This is a genomic window from Myroides indicus, assembly GCF_004364575.1.
Lineage (GTDB): Bacteria > Bacteroidota > Bacteroidia > Flavobacteriales > Flavobacteriaceae > Flavobacterium > Flavobacterium indicum_A.
The window spans coordinates 1-25,344 of sequence record NZ_SOAG01000037.1 but is presented as its reverse complement, the minus strand read 5'-3'; the positions used below and the strand labels follow the sequence as shown (position 1 = coordinate 25,344).

Annotated in this window: 21 protein-coding genes and 1 pseudogene; 12 read left to right on the top strand and 10 right to left on the bottom strand. The window is 33.2% G+C overall.

Translation table 11 applies throughout. From position 1 onward, the window contains the following. Nucleotides 1-130, bottom strand: a pseudogene (locus C8P70_RS14355) (IS982 family transposase); the annotation flags it as partial. 512 nt (nucleotides 131-642) lie between these two features. Between C8P70_RS14355 and ybeY the strand changes: the two are divergent. The 8 genes from ybeY (at nucleotide 643) to C8P70_RS12635 (ending at nucleotide 10,371) form a co-directional block, all read left to right on the top strand. Then, entirely contained in the window at nucleotides 643-1,062 is a 420-nt protein-coding gene (ybeY, locus tag C8P70_RS12670) for an rRNA maturation RNase YbeY (RefSeq protein WP_133713684.1), read from the top strand. 51 nt (nucleotides 1,063-1,113) lie between these two features. Then, nucleotides 1,114-2,991 (top strand): tRNA uridine-5-carboxymethylaminomethyl(34) synthesis enzyme MnmG, encoded by a 1,878-nt coding sequence (gene mnmG / locus C8P70_RS12665; protein WP_208293410.1) that lies wholly within the window; start codon nucleotides 1,114-1,116, stop codon nucleotides 2,989-2,991. Nucleotides 2,992-3,138: 147 nt separating this feature from the next. After that, nucleotides 3,139-3,987 (top strand): class I SAM-dependent methyltransferase, encoded by an 849-nt coding sequence (locus C8P70_RS12660; RefSeq protein ID WP_133713683.1) that lies wholly within the window; start codon nucleotides 3,139-3,141, stop codon nucleotides 3,985-3,987. A gap of 244 nt (nucleotides 3,988-4,231) precedes the next feature. Continuing rightward, complete coding sequence (locus tag C8P70_RS12655) at nucleotides 4,232-4,807, top strand: OmpH family outer membrane protein (RefSeq protein ID WP_133713682.1); 576 nt, start codon at nucleotides 4,232-4,234, stop codon at nucleotides 4,805-4,807. Between the two features lie 99 nt (nucleotides 4,808-4,906). Next, nucleotides 4,907-7,183: a helix-turn-helix domain-containing protein gene (locus C8P70_RS12650; protein ID WP_133713681.1), complete on the top strand. Its 2,277-nt coding sequence runs from the start codon at nucleotides 4,907-4,909 to the stop codon at nucleotides 7,181-7,183. Between the two features lie 70 nt (nucleotides 7,184-7,253). Further along, a complete protein-coding gene (locus C8P70_RS12645) occupies nucleotides 7,254-8,798 on the top strand; it encodes a C10 family peptidase (protein WP_133713680.1) in 1,545 nt (514 codons plus the stop codon). Nucleotides 8,799-8,800: 2 nt separating this feature from the next. After that, on the top strand, nucleotides 8,801-9,571 hold the full coding sequence (locus C8P70_RS12640) for a hypothetical protein (protein ID WP_133713679.1): 771 nt from the start codon (nucleotides 8,801-8,803) through the stop codon (nucleotides 9,569-9,571). Nucleotides 9,572-9,588: 17 nt separating this feature from the next. Continuing rightward, nucleotides 9,589-10,371, top strand: a complete 783-nt coding sequence (locus C8P70_RS12635) for a hypothetical protein (protein WP_133713678.1) — start codon at nucleotides 9,589-9,591, stop codon at nucleotides 10,369-10,371. A gap of 15 nt (nucleotides 10,372-10,386) precedes the next feature. On the opposite strand, the gene C8P70_RS12630 is transcribed toward C8P70_RS12635, so the two are convergent. From C8P70_RS12630 to C8P70_RS12620, 3 genes are all read right to left on the bottom strand, one after another. Next, the gene (locus tag C8P70_RS12630) at nucleotides 10,387-11,010 is read right to left on the bottom strand and encodes a MarC family NAAT transporter (protein WP_133713677.1); all 624 of its coding nucleotides are present in this window, start codon (nucleotides 11,008-11,010) and stop codon (nucleotides 10,387-10,389) included. 79 nt (nucleotides 11,011-11,089) lie between these two features. Beyond that, on the bottom strand, nucleotides 11,090-12,238 hold the full coding sequence (locus C8P70_RS12625) for a DNA polymerase III subunit (RefSeq protein ID WP_133713676.1): 1,149 nt from the start codon (nucleotides 12,236-12,238) through the stop codon (nucleotides 11,090-11,092). 69 nt (nucleotides 12,239-12,307) lie between these two features. Beyond that, entirely contained in the window at nucleotides 12,308-13,453 is a 1,146-nt protein-coding gene (locus tag C8P70_RS12620; protein ID WP_133713675.1) for an FAD-dependent monooxygenase, read from the bottom strand. A 104-nt stretch (nucleotides 13,454-13,557) separates the two neighbouring features. Between C8P70_RS12620 and C8P70_RS12615 the strand changes: the two genes are divergently transcribed. From C8P70_RS12615 to C8P70_RS12600, 4 genes are all read left to right on the top strand, one after another. After that, complete coding sequence (locus tag C8P70_RS12615) at nucleotides 13,558-14,010, top strand: GNAT family N-acetyltransferase (protein WP_166666231.1); 453 nt, start codon at nucleotides 13,558-13,560, stop codon at nucleotides 14,008-14,010. 97 nt (nucleotides 14,011-14,107) lie between these two features. Continuing rightward, complete coding sequence (locus C8P70_RS12610; RefSeq protein ID WP_133713673.1) at nucleotides 14,108-14,821, top strand: hypothetical protein; 714 nt, start codon at nucleotides 14,108-14,110, stop codon at nucleotides 14,819-14,821. Nucleotides 14,822-14,978: 157 nt separating this feature from the next. After that, nucleotides 14,979-16,169, top strand: coding sequence for a phosphoglycerate kinase (locus C8P70_RS12605; RefSeq protein ID WP_133713672.1), 1,191 nt, complete (start codon nucleotides 14,979-14,981; stop codon nucleotides 16,167-16,169). A gap of 54 nt (nucleotides 16,170-16,223) precedes the next feature. Continuing rightward, nucleotides 16,224-17,723 (top strand): lytic transglycosylase domain-containing protein, encoded by a 1,500-nt coding sequence (locus tag C8P70_RS12600; protein ID WP_133713671.1) that lies wholly within the window; start codon nucleotides 16,224-16,226, stop codon nucleotides 17,721-17,723. 89 nt (nucleotides 17,724-17,812) lie between these two features. On the opposite strand, the gene C8P70_RS12595 is transcribed toward C8P70_RS12600, so the two are convergent. From C8P70_RS12595 to C8P70_RS12570, 6 genes are all read right to left on the bottom strand, one after another. Next, the gene (locus C8P70_RS12595; RefSeq protein WP_133713685.1) at nucleotides 17,813-19,786 is read right to left on the bottom strand and encodes a KUP/HAK/KT family potassium transporter; all 1,974 of its coding nucleotides are present in this window, start codon (nucleotides 19,784-19,786) and stop codon (nucleotides 17,813-17,815) included. 173 nt (nucleotides 19,787-19,959) lie between these two features. After that, nucleotides 19,960-20,346 (bottom strand): ribonuclease P protein component, encoded by a 387-nt coding sequence (rnpA, locus tag C8P70_RS12590; RefSeq protein WP_133713670.1) that lies wholly within the window; start codon nucleotides 20,344-20,346, stop codon nucleotides 19,960-19,962. A gap of 87 nt (nucleotides 20,347-20,433) precedes the next feature. Further along, a complete protein-coding gene (locus tag C8P70_RS12585; RefSeq protein ID WP_133713669.1) occupies nucleotides 20,434-22,329 on the bottom strand; it encodes a M1 family metallopeptidase in 1,896 nt (631 codons plus the stop codon). Between the two features lie 81 nt (nucleotides 22,330-22,410). Then, a complete protein-coding gene (locus tag C8P70_RS12580) occupies nucleotides 22,411-24,024 on the bottom strand; it encodes a S8 family peptidase (protein WP_133713668.1) in 1,614 nt (537 codons plus the stop codon). A gap of 79 nt (nucleotides 24,025-24,103) precedes the next feature. Beyond that, complete coding sequence (locus C8P70_RS12575; RefSeq protein ID WP_133713667.1) at nucleotides 24,104-24,964, bottom strand: MBL fold metallo-hydrolase; 861 nt, start codon at nucleotides 24,962-24,964, stop codon at nucleotides 24,104-24,106. Nucleotides 24,965-25,110: 146 nt separating this feature from the next. Next, on the bottom strand, nucleotides 25,111-25,344 hold a 234-nt coding region (locus C8P70_RS12570; protein WP_166666184.1), incomplete at its 5' end, for a transposase.

Sequence of the window (25,344 nt, the reverse complement as noted above, 5' to 3'; positions counted from 1 at the left end):
TTAAAGCAAGACTTATCAATTCCAAATCCTTCAATTTTGGTGTTCGTCTTTGGTAGGGCAATAAATTTTCATTTGATATTTTTCGTAAAACTTCCAAAATTCTTTCGTAATTTGAACCTAAGTTGTTCATTGTAAATGGTTTTGTAGTTAATTCAATTTACTGATTTTAAATCAAATGAACAACTTTTCTCTTCTTTAATTCATAATGCACAACGGGTTAAAATATTTACTGATTTATATCCTTAACTATAATCAAGTGATTAAAGTTTCTTTATAACTAATAATACTCAACTTCGAAATCACAAGAATAAAAAATATGCTTATAGATTTAAAATCTAATAAATTCTTTAATCTGTTATTTACTAAGAGTAGTACAACACATACCTAGCGAAATATATTTTTGATATAATCAATCTGTGAAGTTCATAAAAAACTTAAGGATTTGCTTAATAGTAAAACTGATCTATGGATATTCTAAAAAAAATTATACCAGATGATAGTTTTTTTAAATTTAATTTTCCTTTTAGACTTATTTGTCATTTCTTACTTTTTTTAGCTTTTTTATTTTAAGACCATATTGGGTTAGTTTTTTCTTTTTTCATTGTAAATTTGCTTGCATTTTAAAAATAAGATGCTTTAGCTATGATAATTTTTAATTACGAAACGGATTTTAAACTTCAAAAAGAAGATAGTTATACGGACTGGATTAATCAGGTTATAGTGTCAGAAGGATTTATGTGTGGTGATATCAACTATATTTTTTGCAATGATGATTATCTGCACGAAATAAATGTGAAGTATTTAAATCACGACACACTTACTGATATTATCAGTTTTGATTATACCGAAGGTAGAATAATTAGTGGAGATATTTTTTTATCTGTTGAAAGAGTTAAAGATAATGCATTGGATTTCGATGTATCTTTTAATTTAGAATTGCTTCGTGTAATGGTACATGGGGTTTTGCATTATTGTGGGTACGAAGACAAATCAGAAGAAGATGAAAAACTGATGAGGGCTAAAGAAAATGAAAAAATTAGAATGTTCCACGTGGAACAATAGTTTTTTCTGCTAGAAATTAATATATAAACATTAAATGTTTCACGTGGAACAATGAGTATTTTTCAAGAACAATATGACGTTATCGTTGTCGGAGGAGGACATGCAGGATCCGAAGCTGCAGCTGCAGCTGCAAATATGGGATCTAGAACTCTTTTGATAACTATGAGTTTACAAAACATTGCACAAATGTCTTGTAATCCTGCTATGGGTGGAATTGCAAAGGGACAAATTGTGCGTGAGATAGATGCTTTGGGTGGTTATTCAGGTATAGTTTCGGATAAGACGGCTATCCAGTTTAGAATGCTCAATAAATCAAAAGGACCAGCAATGTGGTCGCCAAGAGTACAGTCAGATCGTATGCGCTTTTCAGAAACGTGGCGTTTGATGTTAGAAGCTACTCCTAATCTGGATTTTTATCAGGATATGGTAAAATCGCTGTTAATTAAAAATGGAAAAGTAGAAGGAGTTGTAACTAATTTAGGTGTAGAAATTAAATCTAAAACGGTGGTGTTAACCAACGGTACTTTTTTAAACGGGTTAATCCATATCGGAGAAAAACAATTTGGAGGAGGAAGAGCAGGAGAAAGTGCTGCATACGGAATAACAGAAGATTTGGTAAGAGCAGGTTTTACTTCCGGGCGAATGAAAACAGGAACACCCCCAAGAGTGGATGGTCGAAGTTTGGATTATTCTAAAATGGAAGAACAACCTGGCGATGATAATCCTTCTAAATTTTCATATTTAGATACTACACAGCCTTTAAAAGAGCAACGTTCATGTTTTATGACTTATACGTCGCTTGAAGTTCACGATGTTTTACGAGAGGGTTTTGATCGCTCTCCTATGTTTACCGGACGGATTAAAAGTATAGGACCTCGTTATTGTCCGTCAATTGAAGATAAAATAAACCGTTTTGCTGATAAGGAAAGGCATCAGATTTTTGTAGAACCGGAAGGGTGGAATACCTGTGAGATTTATGTAAATGGTTTTTCTACTTCATTGCCGCAAGAGATTCAGGCAAAAGCTTTGCGTATGGTTTCTGGTTTTGAAAATGCAAAAATATTCAGACCTGGATATGCTATAGAGTATGATTATTTCCCACCAACGCAATTAAAACATACTTTGGAAACAAAATTGGTAGAAGGATTGTTTTTTGCCGGACAAATAAACGGAACTACAGGCTATGAAGAGGCGGCTTCACAAGGACTGATTGCGGGAATGAATGCTCATTTAAAAATAAATGAAAAAGAACCGTTTATTTTGCGTAGAGATCAAGCTTATATTGGTGTTTTAATTGATGATTTAATTACAAAAGGAACAGAAGAACCTTACAGAATGTTTACTTCAAGAGCTGAATACAGAACTTTATTGAGGCAAGACAATGCTGATTTTAGACTTACGCCTTTATCCTATAATTTAGGTTTGGCTACCGAAGAGAGATTGAAAAGAATGGAGTATAAGTTGAAAGAATCTGAAAGTTTTGTACAGTTTTTTAAAGAAACAAGTTTAAAAACAGAAGAAGCTAATCCTATTTTAGAGATAAAAGGTTCGTCATTAATGACTCAACCAGATAAAATGTTTAAGGTTTTTTCTCGTCCTCAAATAGATTTGGAAGATATTTTAAAATTCGATAAAGTACAGGAATATATTAAAGAACATGATTTGGATGAAGAAGTAATTGAACAGGCAGAAATTCAGGTTAAGTATTCCGGTTATATAGAAAAAGAAAAGAATAATGCAGATAAGCTAAACAGACTAGAAGATGTCAAAATTCCCGAAAATTTTGATTACGATAAAATAGTTTCTATTTCGATAGAATCAAGAGAAAAATTAAAGAAAATTAAACCAGTTACTATTTCCCAAGCATCCCGAATTAGTGGTGTTACACCTACAGATATTTCAATATTACTAGTTCATATGGGAAGATAGTTTCTGATATAAATACAAAATATTTAAAAATGAGAGTAGATATTCATCTATTCTCATTTTTTGTTCCACGTGGAACAAAAAATAAATTTGATATATAGTAATTGTTTGTAATTCTTATTTAATTTTGTAAAATTAGATATAAAAATAATGGATATAAATCCCACTAAAAAATACATAGAAGTTGAAGATTATTCTGTTTCAAAAGAAAAATTCAATCTATTTTTAGATGAAGATTTACAACTTCTTAAAACAGTTCCACAACCTGCTTCAGACAAAATAGCAGATTATTATAAAAGTGAAGATTATATTTCACACACCGATGGAAAACGGAACTTATTTGAAAAGATATATCAAACAGTAAAAAAGAAAGCTATCCAAAATAAGCTCAGTTTGCTGCAAAATATTTTACCTCAAAAAGGAAAATTATTGGATATAGGATGTGGAACAGGAGATTTTTTAGCTGAAGCCCAAATAAAAGGATGGATTTGTATGGGAGCAGAACCTAATTCAAAAGCAAAAAAATTAGCGCAGTTAAAAAATATAGATGTAATTGAAGATACAGAAAATCTAAAAGAAAAGACTTTTGATATCATTACTATGTGGCACGTTTTAGAACATGTTCCGGATTTGGAAAAACAAATTAAAGAGCTATACAGACTTTTAAAAACAAACGGAACACTTATTTTGGCATTACCTAACTACAAGTCTTACGATGCCCAACATTATAAAAAATATTGGGCAGCTTATGATGTACCCCGTCACTTATGGCATTTTTCTCAGGATAGTATTGAACCTTTATTTTTACCTTTTGGCTTTAGACTCATCGAAAAATATCCTATGTTATTTGACAGTTTTTATGTTTCTCTTTTATCAGAAAAATATAAAACAGGAAAAAAGAACTGGATAAGAGCAATAAGCATAGGATTAAAATCAAATATAGAAGCAAGACAAACTATGGAGTATTCTTCTCTTATATATTGCTTAAAAAAAGAATAAACAGTTAAATACAACCATTTTTAAATCTAAAAATTAAAATAAGCCGTTTTAAGCTTATTTTGAATCAATCGGTATATTGTTTTGTATTCTTTTTTAAAAAGTGGCTTAAATCAAAGGTAAATTAATCTATTTTAATAAAGAAAATTTATTTGAAATATAATTAGAATAATTATTATTTATGTGTAAAAAGATTTTAAAAAGATTGAAAACTTTTACTACTTTTACTCCGTTTAAAAAAATAAAAATGAAGAAAAGTATTTTAGCATTAGGATTAGTTGCAATGTTTTTTTCTTGTAACAAAAGTGCAGATTCTGCTGTAGAATTTAAAGCAGCTTATGTAGATTCTTCAAAATTAATGAAGGATTATGAAGAGGTAAAACAGATAGATTCTAAATATAAAATAAAATCAGAAGAAGAGGGGAAATCTTTGGAAGGAGAAATTACCAAATTTCAAAAAGAAGTTCAAACTTTTCAGGAAAATGCTCGCTTAAAAGGACAAGCATGGGCTGAACAAAGAGCAGGTGAATTACAGAAAAAAGAACAAGAACTGCAATATAAACAACAATTATTGGTTCAGTCTTTACAAACAGAAAGTGGAAAAGAAATGGATTCTGTAATTCAAAAAGTAAAAAAATACATTGCAGACTACGCTAAAAAGAATAATTTAGACTTTGTATTCAATACAGAAGATGCTTCTACAGTTATTTACGGAAAAGAACAATATGACATTACAGATAAAATTCTTTCCGAACTAAATGCAAAATATAAAGGAGATACAGCCGCTTCTAAAGTAGATGAAGTAAAAGAAGAAAAAAAATAATCGTTTTTAAGAATTAATAAAAGCCTCTGAAGATACAGAGGCTTTTATTGTTTTTATAACTCTTTATTTAGTTGTATTTTGCAATAAAATTTGAAGAAAATGCAACATTCCGATGAAGCAAAGTATGTACTGCAATTTATAAATCAAACCAATAAATCTGTTTTTTTGACCGGAAAGGCAGGAACTGGAAAAACTACTTTGCTCAAAGAAATTATTGCTACTACCCACAAAAATGCAGTTATTGTTGCTCCAACCGGTATTGCCGCTTTAAATGCAGGAGGAGTAACCATTCACTCTTTTTTTCTACTGCCATTTGCCGCTTTTATCCCCGATGTAAAAAATCCTCCGGTTTTCACCGAAAATTTAAAATTTGAAAACAGAGTTTCTTTAAAGCGGCATTTGCGAATAAATAAAGCAAGAAAAACATTGTTTTTAAATCTTGAATTATTGATTATAGATGAAGTCAGTATGCTGAGAGCAGATGTTTTAGATGCAATGGATTTTATGCTTCAGACTATTCGCAGAAACAGTGAACCTTTTGGAGGCATTCAGGTTCTGTTTATCGGTGATTTGTTTCAGCTGCCACCTGTTATCAAAGCAGAGGAGTGGAATATCCTGAAAAATTATTACAAAGGAGGTTATTTTTTTCATTCTCATGCGATTCAAAATTCTCCCCCGGTTTATATCGAGCTTGATAAAATTTTTCGGCAAAGCGAAAATCAATTTATAGAGATATTAAATAACCTGAGAAATAATTGCATCAGTAAAAGCGATATCAAAGTTTTAAACCAATTTGTAAATTCTCAGTTTGATATTAGAAAAAATCCCGGATACATTACACTAACCACACACAATGCACTTGCTAATAAAATCAATACAGAAGCATTAGAAGCTATATCTAAAAAAGCTTACGGATATAAGGCTGAAATTATAGGAGATTTTCCGGATAAAATTTTTCCGATTGATGAAATCATAAATTTAAAAGTAGGTGCACAGGTTATTTTTATTAAAAATGATATGTCATTCGAAAAAAACTATTACAACGGGAAAATGGGTTTTATATCAAAATTATCTGAAAATGAAATATTTGTCACGTTTCCGGATGAAAATAAAATGATAGAAGTAGAGCGATACGAATGGCAAAATATAAAATATACCGTTAATGCCAATACCAAAGAAATTGAAGAAGAAATATTGGGAACTTTTACGCATTATCCTATTAAATTGGCGTGGGCAATTACGGTTCACAAAAGTCAGGGATTAACGTTTGACAAAGCAGTTTTAGATGTTTCAAAAGTATTTTTACCCGGACAAGCTTATGTTGCTTTATCTCGTTTGCGTTCTTTAGATGGGTTGATTTTACTGGCTCCTATCCGAATGAACGGACTTGAAAATGATTTTGACGTATTGAATTATACTGAAAACAAAGCTGAAAAAGAACAGCTTGCCAATCAGTTGCAGTTGCAGACTAAAGAGTTTTTAAAAGAATATCTCATAAAAACTTATTCTTGGTATGGTTTGGCAATGAGTTGGCGCAGTCATGTAAACAGTTATGCTATTGAAAGCGAGAGAAGCAGTAAATCAAAGTATAAAGTATGGGCAGAAAAGAATTTACAAAATATAGAAGAAATACTGGTGTATTCCGAAAAATTTATCAGTCAGTTAAATAAATTGTTTGATGAAGAACCCTATCGGTTTGAGTTTATTAAGGAAAGGGTTAATAAAGCCTATCAATATTTTTTTCCAAAAATGGATTACTTGGTTTTTGAACTGCTGTTTACCATGGCACAAATTAAAAAGCAACGCAAAATGAAGGCTTTTTGGGAAGAATTAGCAGAATTGGAAGAAGGGATTATAAAAGCGGTTTTACAAATGAAAAAATCGCAGAAAATGATAGATGCTATAGCACGAGAAGAAGATCTTTCCAAAGAAAATTTAAAGTTGCAGGAAATAAGCGAATACAAAATTAATCACTTGGTTCAAATTGCCAATTTACTCCGTGCAAGTCGTTTAGGTTTGGAAGAAGAACAAGATGATATTTTTGAGGAAGTTTCTGATTCTAAAAAAGAAAAAAAATTAAAAAAAGCAACAACAGAAATTACGCTCGAATTTTGGAAACAACAAAAAAGTATAGGAGAAATTGCAGAAATAAGAAAGCTGACTCAAGTTACAATTTATTCCCATCTGGGAAAATTGGCAGCGCAAGGTGCAATTAAATTGTCAGAAATACTTCCAAAAGATAAAATAGAGGCTTTAGACAAACTTTTTAAAGAATTTGAAAATAAACCACTTAGCGAGATAAAAGCTCACGTTGGCGAGCTTTATTCGTGGGATGAACTAAAACTGTATCAGCGAGCTCAACCGAAAGTGGATTGATAAGGTATGTTTTTGGTTATCAGTCATATTTTTTATAATTTTAGAAATAATTAACTAAAAAAACACCTTTATGAAATCGATTCTAATTAAATCCAGTTTGGCTGCGGTTATTTTATTTATACTTAGTTGTAGCAGCACTATTGATGATTCTGAGATTATCTCCAAAGATATTTTGTTATCACATCAAAAATCTATCGATTATTATCCGGAGTTACTTTTATCCGGCAACTACAAAATATCTCCGACAGAAGCTTTGGAAGAAGCGAATAGTTTTTTATCCTTTTGGAGCAGGCAAAGTTCAACAGAGCGAAGCATTAAAGAATTAAAACCTGTTTTAGTTGAAAACAGAGAACTCTTACAAGATTACTTAGACGAAAATATTACTGTATCTGACACCATTGCTTATATCTGTAACTTTAAAAACGAAAAAGGTTTTTTATTGCTTTCTGCTGACAAAAGGTTGCAGGAACCTATTTTTACACTTGTAGAAAGTGGGAATCTGAATGACAGTATATCTAATCCCGGAATGGATCTTTTTTTCAGTAATTTGGAAGGCTATATTGTTAGCAAAATACGTGATTTTGAAGAAAAAAAGCCGGAACTTATTGTATCTCAGCTTAAAGAAATAGTATCTAATTTGCCTCCCAAAGACCAGATTATAATGGAAGGTTTACACGATTTTGAATATGCCGATGGGTTTTCAGCAAATTATTATTCCACACAAGAAGTAACTTTTAAGGATTGGCACGCTACCAGCCAGGTAATGCCGTTATCTCCGGTAGAATGGGGACAAGGGGATGTATATAATAATTATACACCGGAAAATGGATGTAGTAATGGCAATAGAACTAAGACTGGTTGTGTCGCCACTGCCACTGCTCAGTTGATGACGTATTGGAAATATCCTCAAAGTTTTGACAATCATACCTATGATTGGAATCAAATGCAGAATTATACAGATGAATATTCTTTTGGAACAAGGAATGGGTTATATAAATATTGGACAGGGTATATTAATGATAGTATTATGCCATTTGCGGTGAAAGATGATATTGCCCGACTGATGGAGCGCATTGGTTATTATGTGGATATGGATTATGGATGTGATGAAAGCTCTACCAGTACTGGAAAATCTGTCACTTTTTTAAACAATCTGGGGTATAAAGGAGGAAATGCACAGTCTTATGATTATAACACGACCGTTCAGTCTCTTAATCAAAGAAGTATTGTGTTAAGTTCAGGAAAATCTACCAAAAGAGCGCATTGTTTTTTAGGTATAAAGATTTACTATACTTACCACAATGGACATGCTTGGTTGATTGACGGTTATTTAAAACTAAAACACGAAACCACTGTGGTAACCAAAACGTATTCCAGATTTACTAATCAGTTAATCAGTTCATACTCTCAAACTCATACTTTAAAAAGAGATTATATCCATAACAATTGGGGCTGGGGAGGATGGGATAATGGTTATTTTTTTAGCAATTCATTTAATAGCAACAATGTAAATCTACCTTCTAATTCTTTTATGGCTCTAGCTGCAAATAGTGGAGAACCCGGAAACTATCAATACCAAAACAAAATTTATCCTTTTATTAAAAAACCACAATAATTATGAAAACAATAGTTCAATATATTTTAGGTGTTAGTGTATTAATCCTTTTTCAAAATTGTAAAACAAGTGATGATAATTGCTGTGGAGAACCCTATGCAAAAAATCATTATATACAATTTTTTATGTCTGATTTAAAAGAAGATGGTATTTTTATAGAAAAATATCTTAAAGCTAATTTGATAATTGATGAAGAACAAAAAACAATTAATATTGAGAAAGAAAATGATTCTATGCAAAATCATTATATGTCTGTTGTTCTTCGTTTTCAAAATATATATAGTAGGGGTTCTGTTCAAGGGCAAGTTAACAGATATGAGGAATATGCGGAATTAATAAATGACAATCATTATCCTTTAAGTATTTATAATTCATGGCTCTATGCTTTTCCAACGGCAATAGTTGATACTTTTCAGTCTGTTAAAATATTTACTGATGAAGATTATATAGCTGATTTTCCCGCAGGGAGCGATGTCAGCAGTTTGTTTAATATCTATTTTGAAGATCCTTTGCTTACCATTCAAAACAATTATCAATCAGTAACCGCAGCAGATACTTATCAAGATAAAAGAATGGGCAGTTTTCCGCATACGATAACCGGCAACGTATTGAGTGAAATTGATTTTTCTCAAAAGAATTTTATTGGTGGTCAATGGCTTTTAATGCCTAATCAAAAGCCTGATATTTTAGGAGAATACACTTTTACAATAGAAATTACAACAAATAACGGAAGAGTAATTACAAAAATAACAGAACCATTTATGATTAATTGAAAAAAACATCAATAATTATGAAAACAATAGTCAAATATATTTTAGCTGTAAGTGTGTTAATCCTCTTTCAAAATTGCAAAAAAAGTGATGATAATGCTTGTTGTGGGCAACCCTATGTGAAAAATCATTATATACAATTTTTTATGTCTGATTTAAAAGAAGATGGTATCTTTATTAGTGCTATACCTAATTTGGTAGTTAATGAGGAACAGAAAACAATTGATATTACAAATCACAATAATTCTACACAATGTAATTACTTATTAATTCGTCTTTCTTTCAAAAATATTTATAGCAGGAGTTCTGTTCAAGGACAAGTTAACAGATATGAGGAATATGCAGAGTTAATAGGGGATAATCACTATCCTTTAAATCTTCTCCGTTCATGGCATTTTAATTATCCTGATGCCATAGTTGACAAATTTGAGTCTGTTAAAATATTTACTGATGAAGATTATACAGCTGATTTTCCCGCAGGGAGCGATGTTAGCAGTTTGTTTAATATCTATTTTGAAGATCCTTTGCGTACCATTCAAAACAATTATCAATCGGTAACAGCAGAAGACGCTTATCAAAATAAAGAATATGTGTCTAATGAATATTGGAAAGCTTTTCCGCACACGATAACCGGTAATACATTGAGTGAAATTGATTTTTCTCAAAAGAATTTTATAGGTTCAAAATGGTTTTTAATGCCTAACCAAAAACCGGATATTTTAGGAGAATACACTTTTACAATAGAAATTACGACAAATGACGGAAGAGTAATTACAAAGAAAACACCGTTTACGATTAATTGATATATTATTTTTATTCTAATCGATTTTAAAAATAATAACCAGTGAATTAATAATATACTGAATACCTATTGCCATCACCAAAAAGCCGACGATGCGCGAAATAGCAACAATTCCCGAAGCACCTAATAGCCTTGAAATGTAATTGCTGCTTCTTAATACTGCAAAAATAACAATACACGAAACCAGAATTGCTGAAATAATAATAATCTTGTCTAAATAACCAGGATAATCCTGATACATAGCGATTAGTAAAGACATGGCTCCCGGACCTGCCATCATTGGAATTGCCAGCGGAGTTAAGGCAATATCGGAACGATGTTGGGCATCATCCGTTACTTTTTTGCTTACGCCGCGCTGTTTCCCCGAAGCACCCATTAATAAGCCGTAGGCAGACATACAGATAACCAACCCTCCGGCAATTCGGAGAACATCAATTGAAATACCAAAAAAGTTAAGAATATACTTACCGGCAAAAAAAGAGATGATTAAAATAATAAAAACATTTATGGATGTCCAAAGCGCGGTTTTATTCTTGCTCCGCTTGCTATCGTTTTGAGTTAAGCTTAAAAAAATAGGCACGGATCCCACAGGATTCATTACCGAAAATAAAGCACCAAAAGTAAAAATGAACAAATCCATAAATAAAATTATATTGTATTGCTAAATTATGAAATGCATAGAAGAAGCTAAAAGCTATTTACCAAATTTTTACAATTCGTTATTTTTTGTGAATCAGTCTGGTAAGCTTAATAGATAAATCCGTAAAAATCATTTTTCCGTTTCCGTTTCTTTCAATGTGATAAATAGCCTCTGAAAGCTCATTAAAAATCTCATTTATATTAGAGCCATTTACAAAAGGAGCAAAATTTTCTAACTTAAATTTGTCTGTAGTCGTTTGATAATAAACTAAGTCAGGAGTTTTATAATTTAGTAAAAGTGCCTGACGGAAAATTTCGATACAAAATTCCAAAAACTGTTTTTGCTGTTCGCGTCCCAGTGCTGCTAATGTTTCGCTCCATTCGATCAATTCCTGAATAACGGCTGCGTTTCCCTTCGCTCTAAAAGCTGCCCGAACCCATTGTACAAACCACTTTTCAAAAGGCAAATCGTTTTCTTTGTTTTGTAAAAGCTGTAAAGCTTTATTATAATTTCCCTGAGATTGTCGTGCAATTAGCGTTGCTTCGTGTCTGGGAGTATTATATTTAGCAACCAATGCTTCCTGAATTTCGTTTTGGTTTAACGGATTGAATTTTAATACCTGACAGCGTGATAAAATAGTTTGCAAAATGTTTTTTTCATTTTCTGCAATCAAAATAAAAACTGTTTTTGAAGGAGGTTCTTCCAGTAGTTTCAGCAATTTGTTAGAGGCTTCCGTATTCATTTTATCTGCCATCCAGATAATCATAATCTTATAACCACCTTCAAAAGATTTTAGAGATAGTTTTTTAACGATTTCCGAGGCCTCGTCAACACCTATTTGACCTTGTTTATTTTGAATGTTGATATGTGTATACCAATCAAATAAATTGCCGTATAAATTTTGTTTTAAAAATGTTCGCCACGTATCAGCAAATTTATCACTGGTGGGATGTTTTGATACTTCGGCAGTGGTGGCAACAGGATAAACAAAGTGAAGATCGGGATGTGCCAGATTCTTGAATTTTAAATTACAGGATTCACTGCCACCTGTATTTTCTTCACCTGTGTTTTTACAAAGCAGATACTGTGCATAAGCAATAGCCATAGGCAACGTTCCGGAGCCGTCAGATCCTATAAATAGCTGTGCATGAGGAACACGCCCGGAAGATGCGCTTTGGATTAAATGGTTTTTGAGGTGGTTTTGACCTATAATTTCTGAAAACAACATGGTGCAAAGATATAGCAAATCTAAAATTGTCAAAAAATATTGGCTTGAATTGATATTGCCAATTTAAAACTATTTGTAAAAGTCATATACCAAAATTTGTTTCATTTGTTTTTTGACGTAAGATTTGGGTAAGTTTCTGAATATAAAATTGCGGATACGGCATAAAACAGGGTTTTCCAGCTGCGCTATTTTTCCAATAACAGAGGAAGTATTGGTTATATACTGCGTTCTGTTAATCCGCTTTTTTTCAAAGTTTAGAAAAGCAGTTTCTATATCGTCCGTTTTTTGTAATTCGGAAGTCAAAACAGCAATATCTTCAACCGCCATACAGGCACCTTGCCCCATATTTGGAGTGGTAGCATGAGCAGCATCGCCAACCAGCAAAATACGACCAAAGGCAAATTCAGATAGTGGTTTTATATCTACAATATCATTTTGTATGAGTTGCTCATCAGTAGTATTCTTAATTATTTCGCCAATCGGATGCAGGTAATTTTTAAAACGCTCAAAAAGCGCTTCCGTTTTCATCTGTCGTATAAAAGTATCTTTAGGAGCAGCGTTGATACAGCAATACCAGTATATTTTGTTGTCAATTAAAGAAACAAAGCCAAATCTGCCCTGTTTACCCCAGACTTCGGTATTTTCTTTAATTTTTAAACCTGGATTGTCGATAACCGCTCTCCAACAGGTATATCCTGAATATCGTGGTTTGCTATTGGGAATAAGCAGCTGTCTTACAGTAGAACCTACTCCGTCCGCACAGATAAGGTAATCGCAGGTATCTTGTGTATTATCTTTAAAAAAGAGCTTTACTTCGGTTTTGTTATGTTCCAGATTAATTATTTGTTTATGAGTAAAAACAGAATTCTCAGGAAGCTGATTCAGTAAATAGTAGTGAAGGTCCTTTCTGTGAATGGCTAAACTGGGATGTTTTAAATTATTGACTAATGAAGTATCGGCAACTGAAATTATCTTTCCCATAGAATCACATATTCTCGACTCATTAAGCAGCGTACCAAGCGGTATTATTCCTTTTTCAAGTTTTAAATCTGAAAAAGCTCTCATAGCGTTAGATGCCAGTCCAAAACCCGCGCCAATTCCTTTAATTTCAGGACTGCTTTCGTAAAGTACAACCTGATAACCTAATCTTTTTAATGAAATAGCAGCTGTTAATCCAGCTATTCCCGCCCCTACGATTCCGATTTTTTTATTCATATGTATTTTGAAGTAAAAATATCATTAAAGATAAGGTTTATAAAATTTCTAAAATAAAATAATTAATATACAGATTTGTTACATTTGTGTTGTAAATGAATGCTATGAATATAATTTTACAAGCTGATTGCAATGATTGTGAAATACTTACCACAATAACAAAAAAATCTAAAGCTTATTGGGGATATGATAAAAAAGATTTAGAAAGTTGGGACAGCGAATTGACAATTACTAAACAATATATAGAAGAAAAAAGTGTGTACAAACTGGTTGTAAACAATAAGATAGCGGGATATTATGCCTTTATTTGTGAAAGTATATCATGTGTCAGATTGGATTATTTTTTTGTTTCTCCTGAATTTATCGGTCGGGGATATGGAAGTATTCTTTTAAAAGATTTCCTTCAAAAAATGGAAAATTATAGAATAAAAGATATACTCTTGGATGCAGATCCTAATGCACAACGCTTTTATGAAAAATTTGGTTTTAAAAAAGTGAGTGAAATACCATCTTCCATTCAGGGAAGGATTTTACCAGTAATGCACAAATCCCTATAAATAACATTTTTCTTTATTAACTCTATCTATAAATATTTATTTGTAAGTAAATTTACTAAGGATTACTTTTACTTGTTATAAAAAGAAAATTCAAAAAATGAAAAAGCTAAAATTCATCTTATTTTTTGTTGTTTTAACGGCAATTTATTTTGCGGGAACGACAAGCGGCTATTCGCAGAATAGCAGTGATTCTGAAAACCGTCCTTTAGTTGTAGTAAACGGATATTTTTTGCGGTATGGCGATCTTGCTAAAATAAAAGAAAATTTGATTGAATCCAGAGTAGAATTAAATGCAGATGAATCGTCCAATGTTTTTGGGAGTCGTGGAGAAAACGGAGCAATTGTTATTATTTTAAAAAATAAACAAATGTCTGCCGGAGGAAATAAGGTAAGTGAATCCGATTTGCAAAAGCTGGAAGAAATTGCAGAGGCAAAAAGAAAGCAAAAAGAAAACCGCGAAAAAGAGCGAATCGAATATCAGGAAAAAATACAGGAAATAGAAGAAAGTAAAAAAAATGAAAAACAGGAATCGGTAAAAATTACTCCGCCTCCCTTAACTATCGAACAGCGCGAAAAATCAGCTGAAGAATCATTCAAAAAAGATTTTCCGGAAGAGATCAGGAATATGTTGCAAAACGAGTATATCAAATCGGTTAATGATCCGGCAATTAAAAAAATAATTGTTGACGGCAAAGAAGTATCAAAAACAGAAGCTTTAAAAATAAGTGTTTTTGATATCGATACTTCAACCAGTATTTACAATAAAGAAAAAACAGAAGGGACACTGGAAATCAGAATGATTAAAAAATAGTCTTTCTTCTTTCTTTTAAACGTTTTTACAGATTTTAATACTCTGTTTGAACTCGATAAATGTATTTTAACTTTATTCCTGTCAGCTATCAGTTTTTGTAATTCTAAAAAACTTTATATTTGTAAAATTTCAAAATTTTCAACCCAATTTTTTCAGAATGAAAACGATAGACAATTTTAATTTCAACCAAAAAACCGTTCTTATAAGAGTTGATTTCAACGTGCCGTTAAATGCTGATTTTCAAGTTACGGACACTAATCGTATTGAAGCAGCAAAACCGACTGTTTTAAAAGTTATTAAAGAAGGAGGTAAAGCCGTTTTGATGTCTCATTTAGGAAGACCGAAAGGAGAAAAGAATTCGGCATATTCATTAAAGCACATTGTTGCCTCAGCTGAAAAAATATTGGGGGTACCGGTTGTTTTTATAGAAGATTGCATAGGAAATCAGGTTAAACATACTATTGATTCTGCAGCGGCAGGAAGTGTAATTCTTTTGGAAAATCTACGTTTTTATGCCGAAGAGGAAAAAGGAGACGAAAATTTTGCTGAAAAATTAGCTGAGCTCGGTGATTTTTATATTAACGATGCTTTTGGAACAGCTCACAGAGCACACGCTTCTACTACCATTATTGCTAAATTTTTTCCTCAGGCAAAGTGTTTCGGTTATTTATTAGCTAAAGAAATTGAGAGTTTAGACAAGGTTTTAAACAGCACGGAAAAACCGGTTACAGCTGTTTTAGGGGGATCAAAAGTTTCTTCTAAGATTACTATTATCGAAAATATTTTAGATAAAATAGATCATATGATTATTGGTGGAGGGATGACGTTTACCTTTATCAAAGCTTTAGGCGGAAAAATAGGAAATTCTATTTGTGAAGACGATAAGCTGGATTTAGCTTTGGAAATTCTGCAAAAAGCAAAAGAAAAAAACGTTACGGTTCACCTGCCTTTGGATATTGTAGTTGCTGATGCTTTTTCTCCCGATGCCAATACCAAAATTGTGGAAGCTAAAAACATTGAAGATGGCTGGCAGGGATTAGATGTCGGATCTAAAACACTAGAAGATTTGAAGCCGGTTATTATGCAGTCTAAAATTATTTTGTGGAATGGACCTTTAGGTGTTTTTGAAATGGAAAAATTTGCTAACGGAACCATAGAATTAGGAAATTTTATAGCTGAAGCAACTGAAAAAGGAGCTTTTTCTCTTGTGGGAGGAGGAGATTCTGTAGCTGCAGTAAAACAATTCGGATTAGCTCCAAAAATGAGTTATGTATCTACCGGCGGTGGTGCGATGCTGGAAATGTTAGAAGGTAAAATTTTACCCGGTGTACGGGCAATACAAGAATAAACAATCATAATACGCATTCTTTCTTTGTTGGAATGTTTAGGAAAATTAAAAATAATGAATTACAAAGTATTTACCACTTTGATTTTAGGTCTGTGTTCTTGCACAATTGGAGCACAAACCAACTCAATAGCGAGTGAAACGGAGATTAATGCGGATATTGATCCGCAAGTATATTTGGATTCTATCAAAAACTCTTTTGTCAATCATGCTGCTGGCGCTCGAATTGAAAAACGCTGGTTAAACGAATTGACAAATCAGGATTTGTTTGAGGAAATGGAGCAGGATATAACAGAGGCAAGTTATGATAATGATGAAGGAGAAATAGATGGATTAACAACGGATTTACTTAAAAAACGCTTGGCTTTACTCAATGAAAAAACGCCTTTTAAAGTAGAGTATAATTCTGCTTTAGAGCGTGTTATAAAAACTTTTCTGAAAAAGAGAAAGCGATCTTTTGAAAGGTTGATCGGTCTATCGGAATATTATTTTCCGGTGTTTGAGGAACAGCTGTCTAAATATAACGTTCCTTTAGAAGTAAAATATTTAACTATTGTAGAATCTGCACTTAATCCTACAGCAAGATCAAGAATGGGCGCAACCGGACTTTGGCAGTTTATGTATGCAACCGGAAAACAGTATAATTTAGATGTAAATTCTTTTGTTGACGATCGCATAGATCCTTTAAAATCATCGGAAGCGGCAGCTAAGTTTTTAAGCGATCTGTACGGTGTTTTTGACGATTGGGATTTGGTTTTAGCTTCGTATAATGCTGGGCCTGGAAATGTTTCTAAAGCAATCCGCCGTTCCAACGGACAAAAAAACTATTGGAATATAAGACCTAATTTACCTAAAGAAACACAAAATTATTTGCCTGCCTTTTATGCTACGATGTATATTTTTGAATACGCAAAAGAGCATGGTATAAAATCAGAATCTTCTCCTTTTCAATTGGTAGAAACAGATACGATAGGAGTAAAGAAAACTATTTCATTTGAGCAGATTTCTAAATTGCTAGACATATCTGAAGAGGAAATAGAATTTTTAAATCCGACTTATAAACTCAAGCAGATTCCTCATGTAAGCGGAAAGAACTACTGTTTGAGACTGCCGATAGATAAAATAGGATTGATGGCTTCTAATGAAGATAAAATATATGCTTTTGTAGATTATGAAGAAGCTAAAAAAGAAAAACCACATTTTTCAACCGAAACCATGCTCGCAGAATCTACCAACGTAAAGGCTAGGTATCATACGATTAAAAGAGGAGAAAGCGTGGGGCTTATTGCTCAAAAATATGGTCTTACAGCTGCTCAGCTCAAAAGTATGAACAATCTGAAAGGCAATTTGATTTATCCCGGAAAAAAACTGCTTGTAGGTAAATCTGTAGTTGCCCAGGCAAGCGGTAAAGGAGGATATTATACTGTACAAAAAGGAGATTCACTATACTCGATTAGTAAAAAAGTACCGGGCGTAACTATTGCAAAACTTCGCTCGTTAAACAATATGAATGAAGGAGATCCTCTTATGCCGGGGATGAAATTAAGATTAAACTAATTCAAATCAATTTCTAACTGTTGAACTACGATGTATCTTCAGTTTTAAAAACTATCTTAAAATAACCGAAAGGCAAAATGCTATTTCGGTTATTTTATTCTTACTAAGTTTAAGTCTTCGATAGGATTAATAATCATTGGAAAACGTTCAATGGTAACCGAACTACTGTCTAGACCAAAAGCTTTGTCTTCGCTTAAAGCAAGCTTTTTAAGCCATTCATACAAGTTTAAGATAACTTTTTCACTAGCCGGAAGATCGTTGTCGTAAGAAAGTTCTTTCTCAATTAAAACATATTCAAAATCACCTGTAATATTGTTTTTGTGCAATGATTCGTATCTGCTGGTAATATCTATTTCTCCTGTCTGTACAAGTTCAGTTACCACCTGTCTCATCAGTACGTTGATGCGCGGCTCGTTTCTGAATCCCAGATGAAAATCAATTCGCAGAATATTGTTTTCTTCACTTAATTTATGGACTTTATATTCAAGTTTATACGGTTCATCAATTACATTTACATGTACAAACCAATAATTATCTGCGCGTTTAGGTCTTCTGTGAATAATAGAATGCATTGCTTTGTATTCTATTTTATTGGGACTGTAACTATTGGTCAAATAAACCAGATTGGTAGCGTATTTAGGTATTGCCTGATCTTTGCTTAAATCTTCCAATACATTTTTGTAGTCTGAAATGCTGACAAAATTGGTATAGTTTCTTCGTATTTTTTTGGCGAGATAATTAATAGTCATTGTTCCGGCGAGTAAACCTGCAATAAAAACAGTGACATATCCTCCATGTGAAAACTTCTGAATATTAGAAATAAAGAAAGAAACTTCAATACTCAGATAAATGATTTCTATTAGGATGATATAGACAATATTTACTCTTTTAAGAATCATATAATAACCCAACAAAATGGTTGTCATAATCATACACATAGTAATTGCCAGACCGTAGGCGGCTTCCATATTTCCGGATTCTTTAAAATGCAGTACTACAAATACACAGCCGGCAAATAACAGCCAGTTAATAGACGGAATATATAACTGTCCTTTAATATTGGTTGGAAATTTTACTCTTACTTTTGGCCATAGATTTAAACGAATGGCTTCGTTAATCAACGTAAAGGAACCGCTAATTAATGCCTGTGAAGCTATCACAGCAGCTATTGTGGCAATGCCGATACCAAAAGGCAAAAACCAATCGGGCATAACCAAATAAAATGGATTTGCCGGATTATCTGGATGCGGAGATAAATTTGCAAGCGTTTTACCTGTATGTTCAATCAGATATGCTCCTTGTCCGAAATAGCTTAAAACCAGCATCGTCTTAACAAACGACCAGCTAATACGTATATTTCTTATTCCGCAGTGTCCCAAATCACTGTATAAAGCTTCAGCCCCCGTTGTACACAAAAAAACAAACCCTAAAACAAAATAGCCTTCAGAGTGGATAGACAGTAAATGGAAAGCATAATAAGGATTAATTGCTTTTAAAACAGTCCAGTTTTGAAATAAGTGACTAATTCCTATTGTGCCCAGCATTAAAAACCAAATTAACATCAGGGGACCAAAAAATTTTCCTATGGCTTTTGTTCCAAACTGCTGAATCGTAAAAAGACCTATTAAGATACCAATGACGATGGGAATGGTCTGGAGTTCGGGTTCATAAATTTTTAGACCTTCTACAGCAGATGAAATAGAAATAGGGGGCGTGATGATTCCATCAGCAAGCAGGGCACTTCCTCCGATAATTGCAGGAACGATGAGCCAGGGTTTATTTAGTTTTTTGACAAGAGTATATAAAGAAAATATTCCTCCTTCGCCTTTGTTGTCTGCTTTTAGCGTTAAAATGACGTATTTAACGGTAGTTTGTAGTGTAAGTGTCCAAAATACACAGGAAATAGCACCTAAAACAATTTCTTCCCGAATCATTTCTTTCCCCATGATGGCTTTCATTACATAGAGAGGCGAGGTCCCAATATCTCCATATATAATTCCTAGGGTTACTAGTAATGTACCAACAGATACTTTGCTTAAATGGTCAGCTTTTATTTGCGAAATCACTTCTTACAAGTTAAGAATTAATATTATTTAGCTTTCTATAAAAGAAAGTGTAAAGGTAAAATTTAATTTTTTCTTGAATTTTAAATGAGTGAAATAATTTTATTTTTATCTCATTTAGAGACTGATATTAATGAAATCTTTATTATTCAATTTTAAAATAACGCAAAAGATTATAGAGAATAATTTTCAACAGCAAATTTTTTAAAAAGCTCAACCATTTTGTCATTAATTTCAACAAAGCTCAATCTGTCTTTTGTCTGATAAAAAATCATAATCGCATGAGGTTCAGAAATAGTATCGATTAGCAGATGTTTATTTATGCGATAAGATTCCCTGAGAAGCCTTTTAAAATAATTTCTGTCCACAGCGCGTTTAAAATATCGTTTTGAAACAGAAACTCCGGTTTTTAAAGGTACATTTTCTTTATTGGAGACAGGCAGATATACCATTCTCAAAGGGTATTTACTTACTGATTTTCCCGAATTAAACATTTGACCGATAATTATTTTGCTCTTTAGTTTTTCGGTTTTCGGGTATTTAATATTTTTCTGTTCCATAGACCAAGCAAATTTAGTAAAAGGGAATGGAATTTTAGAAAAATAAAAAAACCGCCTCAAAACTTGATTTTGAGACGGTTTTCGCGATTACTGCGTGTAGACATTATTTTCCTGATTTATATCTGCCATAAATTGACTGGGATCGATCATTATGGATTTAATAGAACTTTTAGGGTTGGGTATGATGAATTTATATTCCGGCTGTGCCCAACTCCAGCTGTTTAGAACTGTTCGTTCGTATTCAATAAACGGATTGGGCTTAATCCAATGCATAGAAGTGTACGGAATATAAAAAGTTTCCATATTGCCGTCTTCATAAGTTACCAGAATGTCAAGTGGCATTCCTGCTCTTCCTATTCGCTTTAAAGTTACGAGAGTCTGGTCTTGTTTGACTTCTTCCACAAATTGAACGGCATAATCAACTGTATTGTTGGTCTGTGTCCAATCGGACATGTACCAATCTAAAACGGCACCTGTTACACGTTCTGCGGTGCGTTTGAAATCATTTGGAGTGGGATGTGTAAATTTAAAGTCAGAATAAAATTTTTGAAGTGTTTTCATTGTGTTATCCCAACCGATAATATACGCTAATTGAGTTAAAAAAATTGCTCCCCGGCTATAGGAAGAAACAGAATACGTCCTGTTGGTAAGGTAGTGATCTGAATGTGTAGTTAAAGGTTCTAGCATATTATTGGTAACCAGACCGTAATAACCTTTGTAATTGGAAGCAAAAGGATCAGTATCTTGCTGTTGTTCCCTAGGCAATATTTTTAACATTGCCAAGTCTGAAATGAATGTGGTAAAACCTTCATCCATCCAGGCGTGTTTGGTTTCATTTGTAGCCAAAGTATGCTGAAACCAGCTATGCGCCAATTCATGAGCTGTTACTCCTACAAGGCTTGGAAAATTCCTTCCACCTGTAATTAATGTGCACATAGAGTATTCCATGCCTCCGTCTCCTCCTTGAATAACAGAATACTGATCATAAGGATAAGGTCCGACATTTTCGTTAAAAAACTCCATAAGTTTCGCAGTAACTGGTTGAAGTTTTTTCCAGTTTTCTGCAATTTCCGGGTCATTTTTGTATAAAAAATGAAGTTTTACATTATTGGGACCGTTATAAATATCGTGAATGAAATCAGGATCGGCAGCCCAGGTAAAGTCCAAAACGTTTTTTGCTTTAAAATGCCAGGTAAGTGTTTTTTCTTTCTGAGGTTTAGGTGCTTCTGTCAAATTATCCTGATAACCATAACCAATATCATTGGCATTTACTAATTTTCCGGTTCCTCCTAAAATATAGTTTTTATCTAAGGTGATTTTGACATCAAAATCACTCCAAACGCTATGAAATTCTCTTCCTAAATATTGTTCTGCATGCCATCCTTCAAAATCAAATTCAGCTATTTTAGGAAACCATTGTGCCATAGAAAGAGCAACTCCCTCTTTAGAGTTTCTGCCTGCTCTGCGAATCATTTCAGGGATTTGCCCTTCAAAATTAAGCGTAAAAGTTGTTGTACTGTTAGGTGACAGAGGTATTTTTAACGGGACTTCTAAAATTGTGCCTTGTACTTTACTGTCAAGCGGAGTTCCGTCTTGTTTGATATTAGTAACTTTTAAATAACCAATTTCATTTTCTTTCAAAAGACTAATTTTGCTTTCGTATATTCTTCTACCTCTTATGTTTTTAGTATTAACCATTCTTGGATCCGGATCTGGAATTGTTTGGAGCAAAGCATCCATATCGCTGCCAGGTTGAAAGGCATTAAAATATAAATGAAGGTATACTTTTTTTAAGGTATCGTTTGAATTGTTGGTATAAGTAAGGAGCTGTGCACCTGTATATTTAAATTTTTTTACATCTACACTTACCTCCATTTTATAGTCAGCGTGTTGTTGCCAATATCCTGGATTAGGATTGTTTTGGGCTGTAGCAGCTGATAAAATTGCAAGGTTAAAAACAAGAGATAAAAGTAATTTTTTCATGCTGGGATTGAAATTAAAACTCCACAATTGTTTAGTTTAGATTACAATTGTGGAGTTAATAGTTCTATAGTTTATGCGTAATTACTTTGCAGTTTTTGAAAGTTCTTCTGCTAGTAAAAGAGCGTTGTAAGCATTTACGAATTTTCCGGAAGTGGAGATTGAATCAAATTTTCTTGTTTCTCTTTTCTCTCCTACTACAACTTCAATATTTACAGCAACTCCTGAATCCATAATTATTTTTTTAACCTGAGCAGCTGTAAGTTTAGGATAGTATGCTCTGATTAATGCAGCAACACCGGCTGTGTTAGGTGATGCCATGGATGTTCCTTGTAAATATTCGTATGTATTATTTGGTACGGTAGCATAAATTTTTACTCCCGGTGCAAATACGTCTACGTCGTAATGTCCGTAATTTGAAAATACGGCTACCATATTTTTGCCAAATTCAGGGTTTAGTGCTCCTACCACCAAAAAATTGTCCGAAATTTCCGCACCCATTTTTACATTGTCGTTAGGGTAGCGGTCAACTCCTTTTCCTGCATTGAGGTCAAGTGCATCGTTTCCTGCGGCAACTACAATCAATACATCTTTTTCAGCAGCATATTGGATGGCGTCACGTACCCATTGGCTGTTTTCTTCATAATATTTGCCAAAACTTCCATTGATTACTTTAGCTCCGTTATCGGCAGCATATCGGATTGCTAAAGCAATATCTTTATCGTATTCGTCGCCGTCCGGCACTGCACGAATTGCCATTATTTCTGTCACGTCCGAAGCTACTCCGTCACCGCCTAATTGGTTATGTCTGGACTGGGCGATGATTCCGGCAACGTGTGTTCCGTGTTTAGCTTCATCTCTGTCAGGTCCTAAAACGTTATTATCTCCATATTGTGTATCGTTGATATTGCTGTGATCATCTCCTACCAATTCGCGTCCGTTAAATTCCGGGTTGAGGTGATATTGAATTTTGGAGTTAACGTAATTCTTATAAGTATCAAGCCAAGATAAATCTCTTCCACCAGCTAAAATGTTGTACATCATGTTTTTGGAGTGAATTATATCTTCAGGAGCGTTTTCGTCGATCCCATTTAAGTCCTCCATAGTGTAATCTTTTTTTGACAGATATTCTGCCAGTTTTTCATTGGCATTTAAAAGAGATTCGATGCGTTTTTGAGAAACTTCATTTTCTTTTTTTTCTTTTTCGAACTCTTTCAGTGCTCTTTTGTATTGCTCAGAGCCGTCGTCTCCACGTTTGATTACGCGAATAAATTCCATGTTTTCGTGTACGGATTTCCCTAAAAAGTTCCATCCGTGAATATCGTCTACATAGCCGTTGTTATCATCGTCAATATTGTTTCCTGCTATTTCACCAGAATTAATCCATATTTGCGATTTCAAATCATCATGATCTATTTCAATTCCTGAATCAATAACCCCTACAATTACTTTTTTGGGAAGCTTTTTTCCCTTTAAAAGTTCTTCGTAAGCACGGTCAACAGACATTCCAGGAACAGTATCTTTAAGTATATCCAAATGACTCCATCTTTTAAGTTGGTCGTCGGTTAAAGAAGTGGTTCTTTTTGGAAGATGATCTACACCGCTGATAGGAGTGTGGTTAATCATTTTTGTACCTCCGCAGCTTACCAACGTTAGGGCTAAAGCAGCAGAAAGATAAAGAGGTTTAATCAATCGCATTATAGTCTGTATTTTTTGTTATATGTTTTTATTGGCATTAAAAATATTAATTTGTTACAAATGAACGATATACTTAACATTAAATTAATATATCGCTTGCACGGTAAACTTCATTTAAACGAACTCCTTTTTCGGTATGTTTGACTGTAATGATTTCGTTATGTGCGTCGTGCTCTAAAAATAAATACCAGTTTTCATCTGTGGCACGGGTTAAAAATTTTTCTTTTTCACTCAGAGTTAAAAGAGGTCTAGTATCGTATCCCATAACATAAGGAAGGGGTATATGACCTGCAGTTGGAAGTAAATCTGCCATAAAGGCAATTTTTTTACCGTTGAAATTGATAATGGGAATCATTTGTTTTTCGGTATGTCCGTCAGCAAAGAAAATATCAAAGCCTAATTCACAATTAGACAAGTAATCCCCTTCGGGGCGCTTTATATAGTTAAGCGCTCCGCTTTCCTGAATAGGAATAATGTTTTCGGTTAAAAAAGATGCTTTTTCTCGGGCATTTGGTTTTACCGCCCATTCCCAGTGCTTGTCGTTAGTCCAATATTGAGCATTTTTAAAAGCATTAATGTAACCTGTTTTGTCTTTGTTCCAGTTAACGGCTCCTCCAACGTGATCAAAGTGAAGGTGAGTCAGAAAAACATCCGTAATATCATCGGGGTGAAAGTTGTGTTTTGAAAGAGATCTTTCGATGCTGTCATCGCCCCAAAGGGAATAATACCCAAAGAACTTATCAGATTGCTTATTTCCCATTCCTGTGTCAATCAGAATAAGTTTGTTGCCTTCTTCGATCAATAAAAGTCTTGCCCCGATGTCAATCAGGTTATTTTGATCTGCCGGATTGGTTTTGTTCCAGATTACTTTGGGAACAACGCCAAACATAGCCCCTCCGTCTAATTTAAAATTACCGCTTTCAATGGCATATAGCTTCATAAATGTATGTTTATCAATTGTAGGTGCAAATTACACAATTAATGCAAAAGCGGCAATCCATAGAAGGTTTTTCTTTGAACTCCTTTTTCTGTCTTAGAAATGTAAATAACTGAAAATAAATATTGAAAAGAAACCCGTTGTGCATTTTAAATAATACACACTTTTAAGTTATTGATATTCCTATTGAAATATTCTTTGTTGATGAATTGTACAACTGTTAACGCCGTTATTTTAGCTAATAATCTGGTTTTGAAACCTTCAAATGTCTTGGCGTAATTACGTCTCATCATAAATTGGTCGCACAATTGCGAGAACAAGGTTTCAATTCTCTTTCGTTGTTTTTTGAACAAATAAAATTGTGGTTTATAATCCTTTTGATT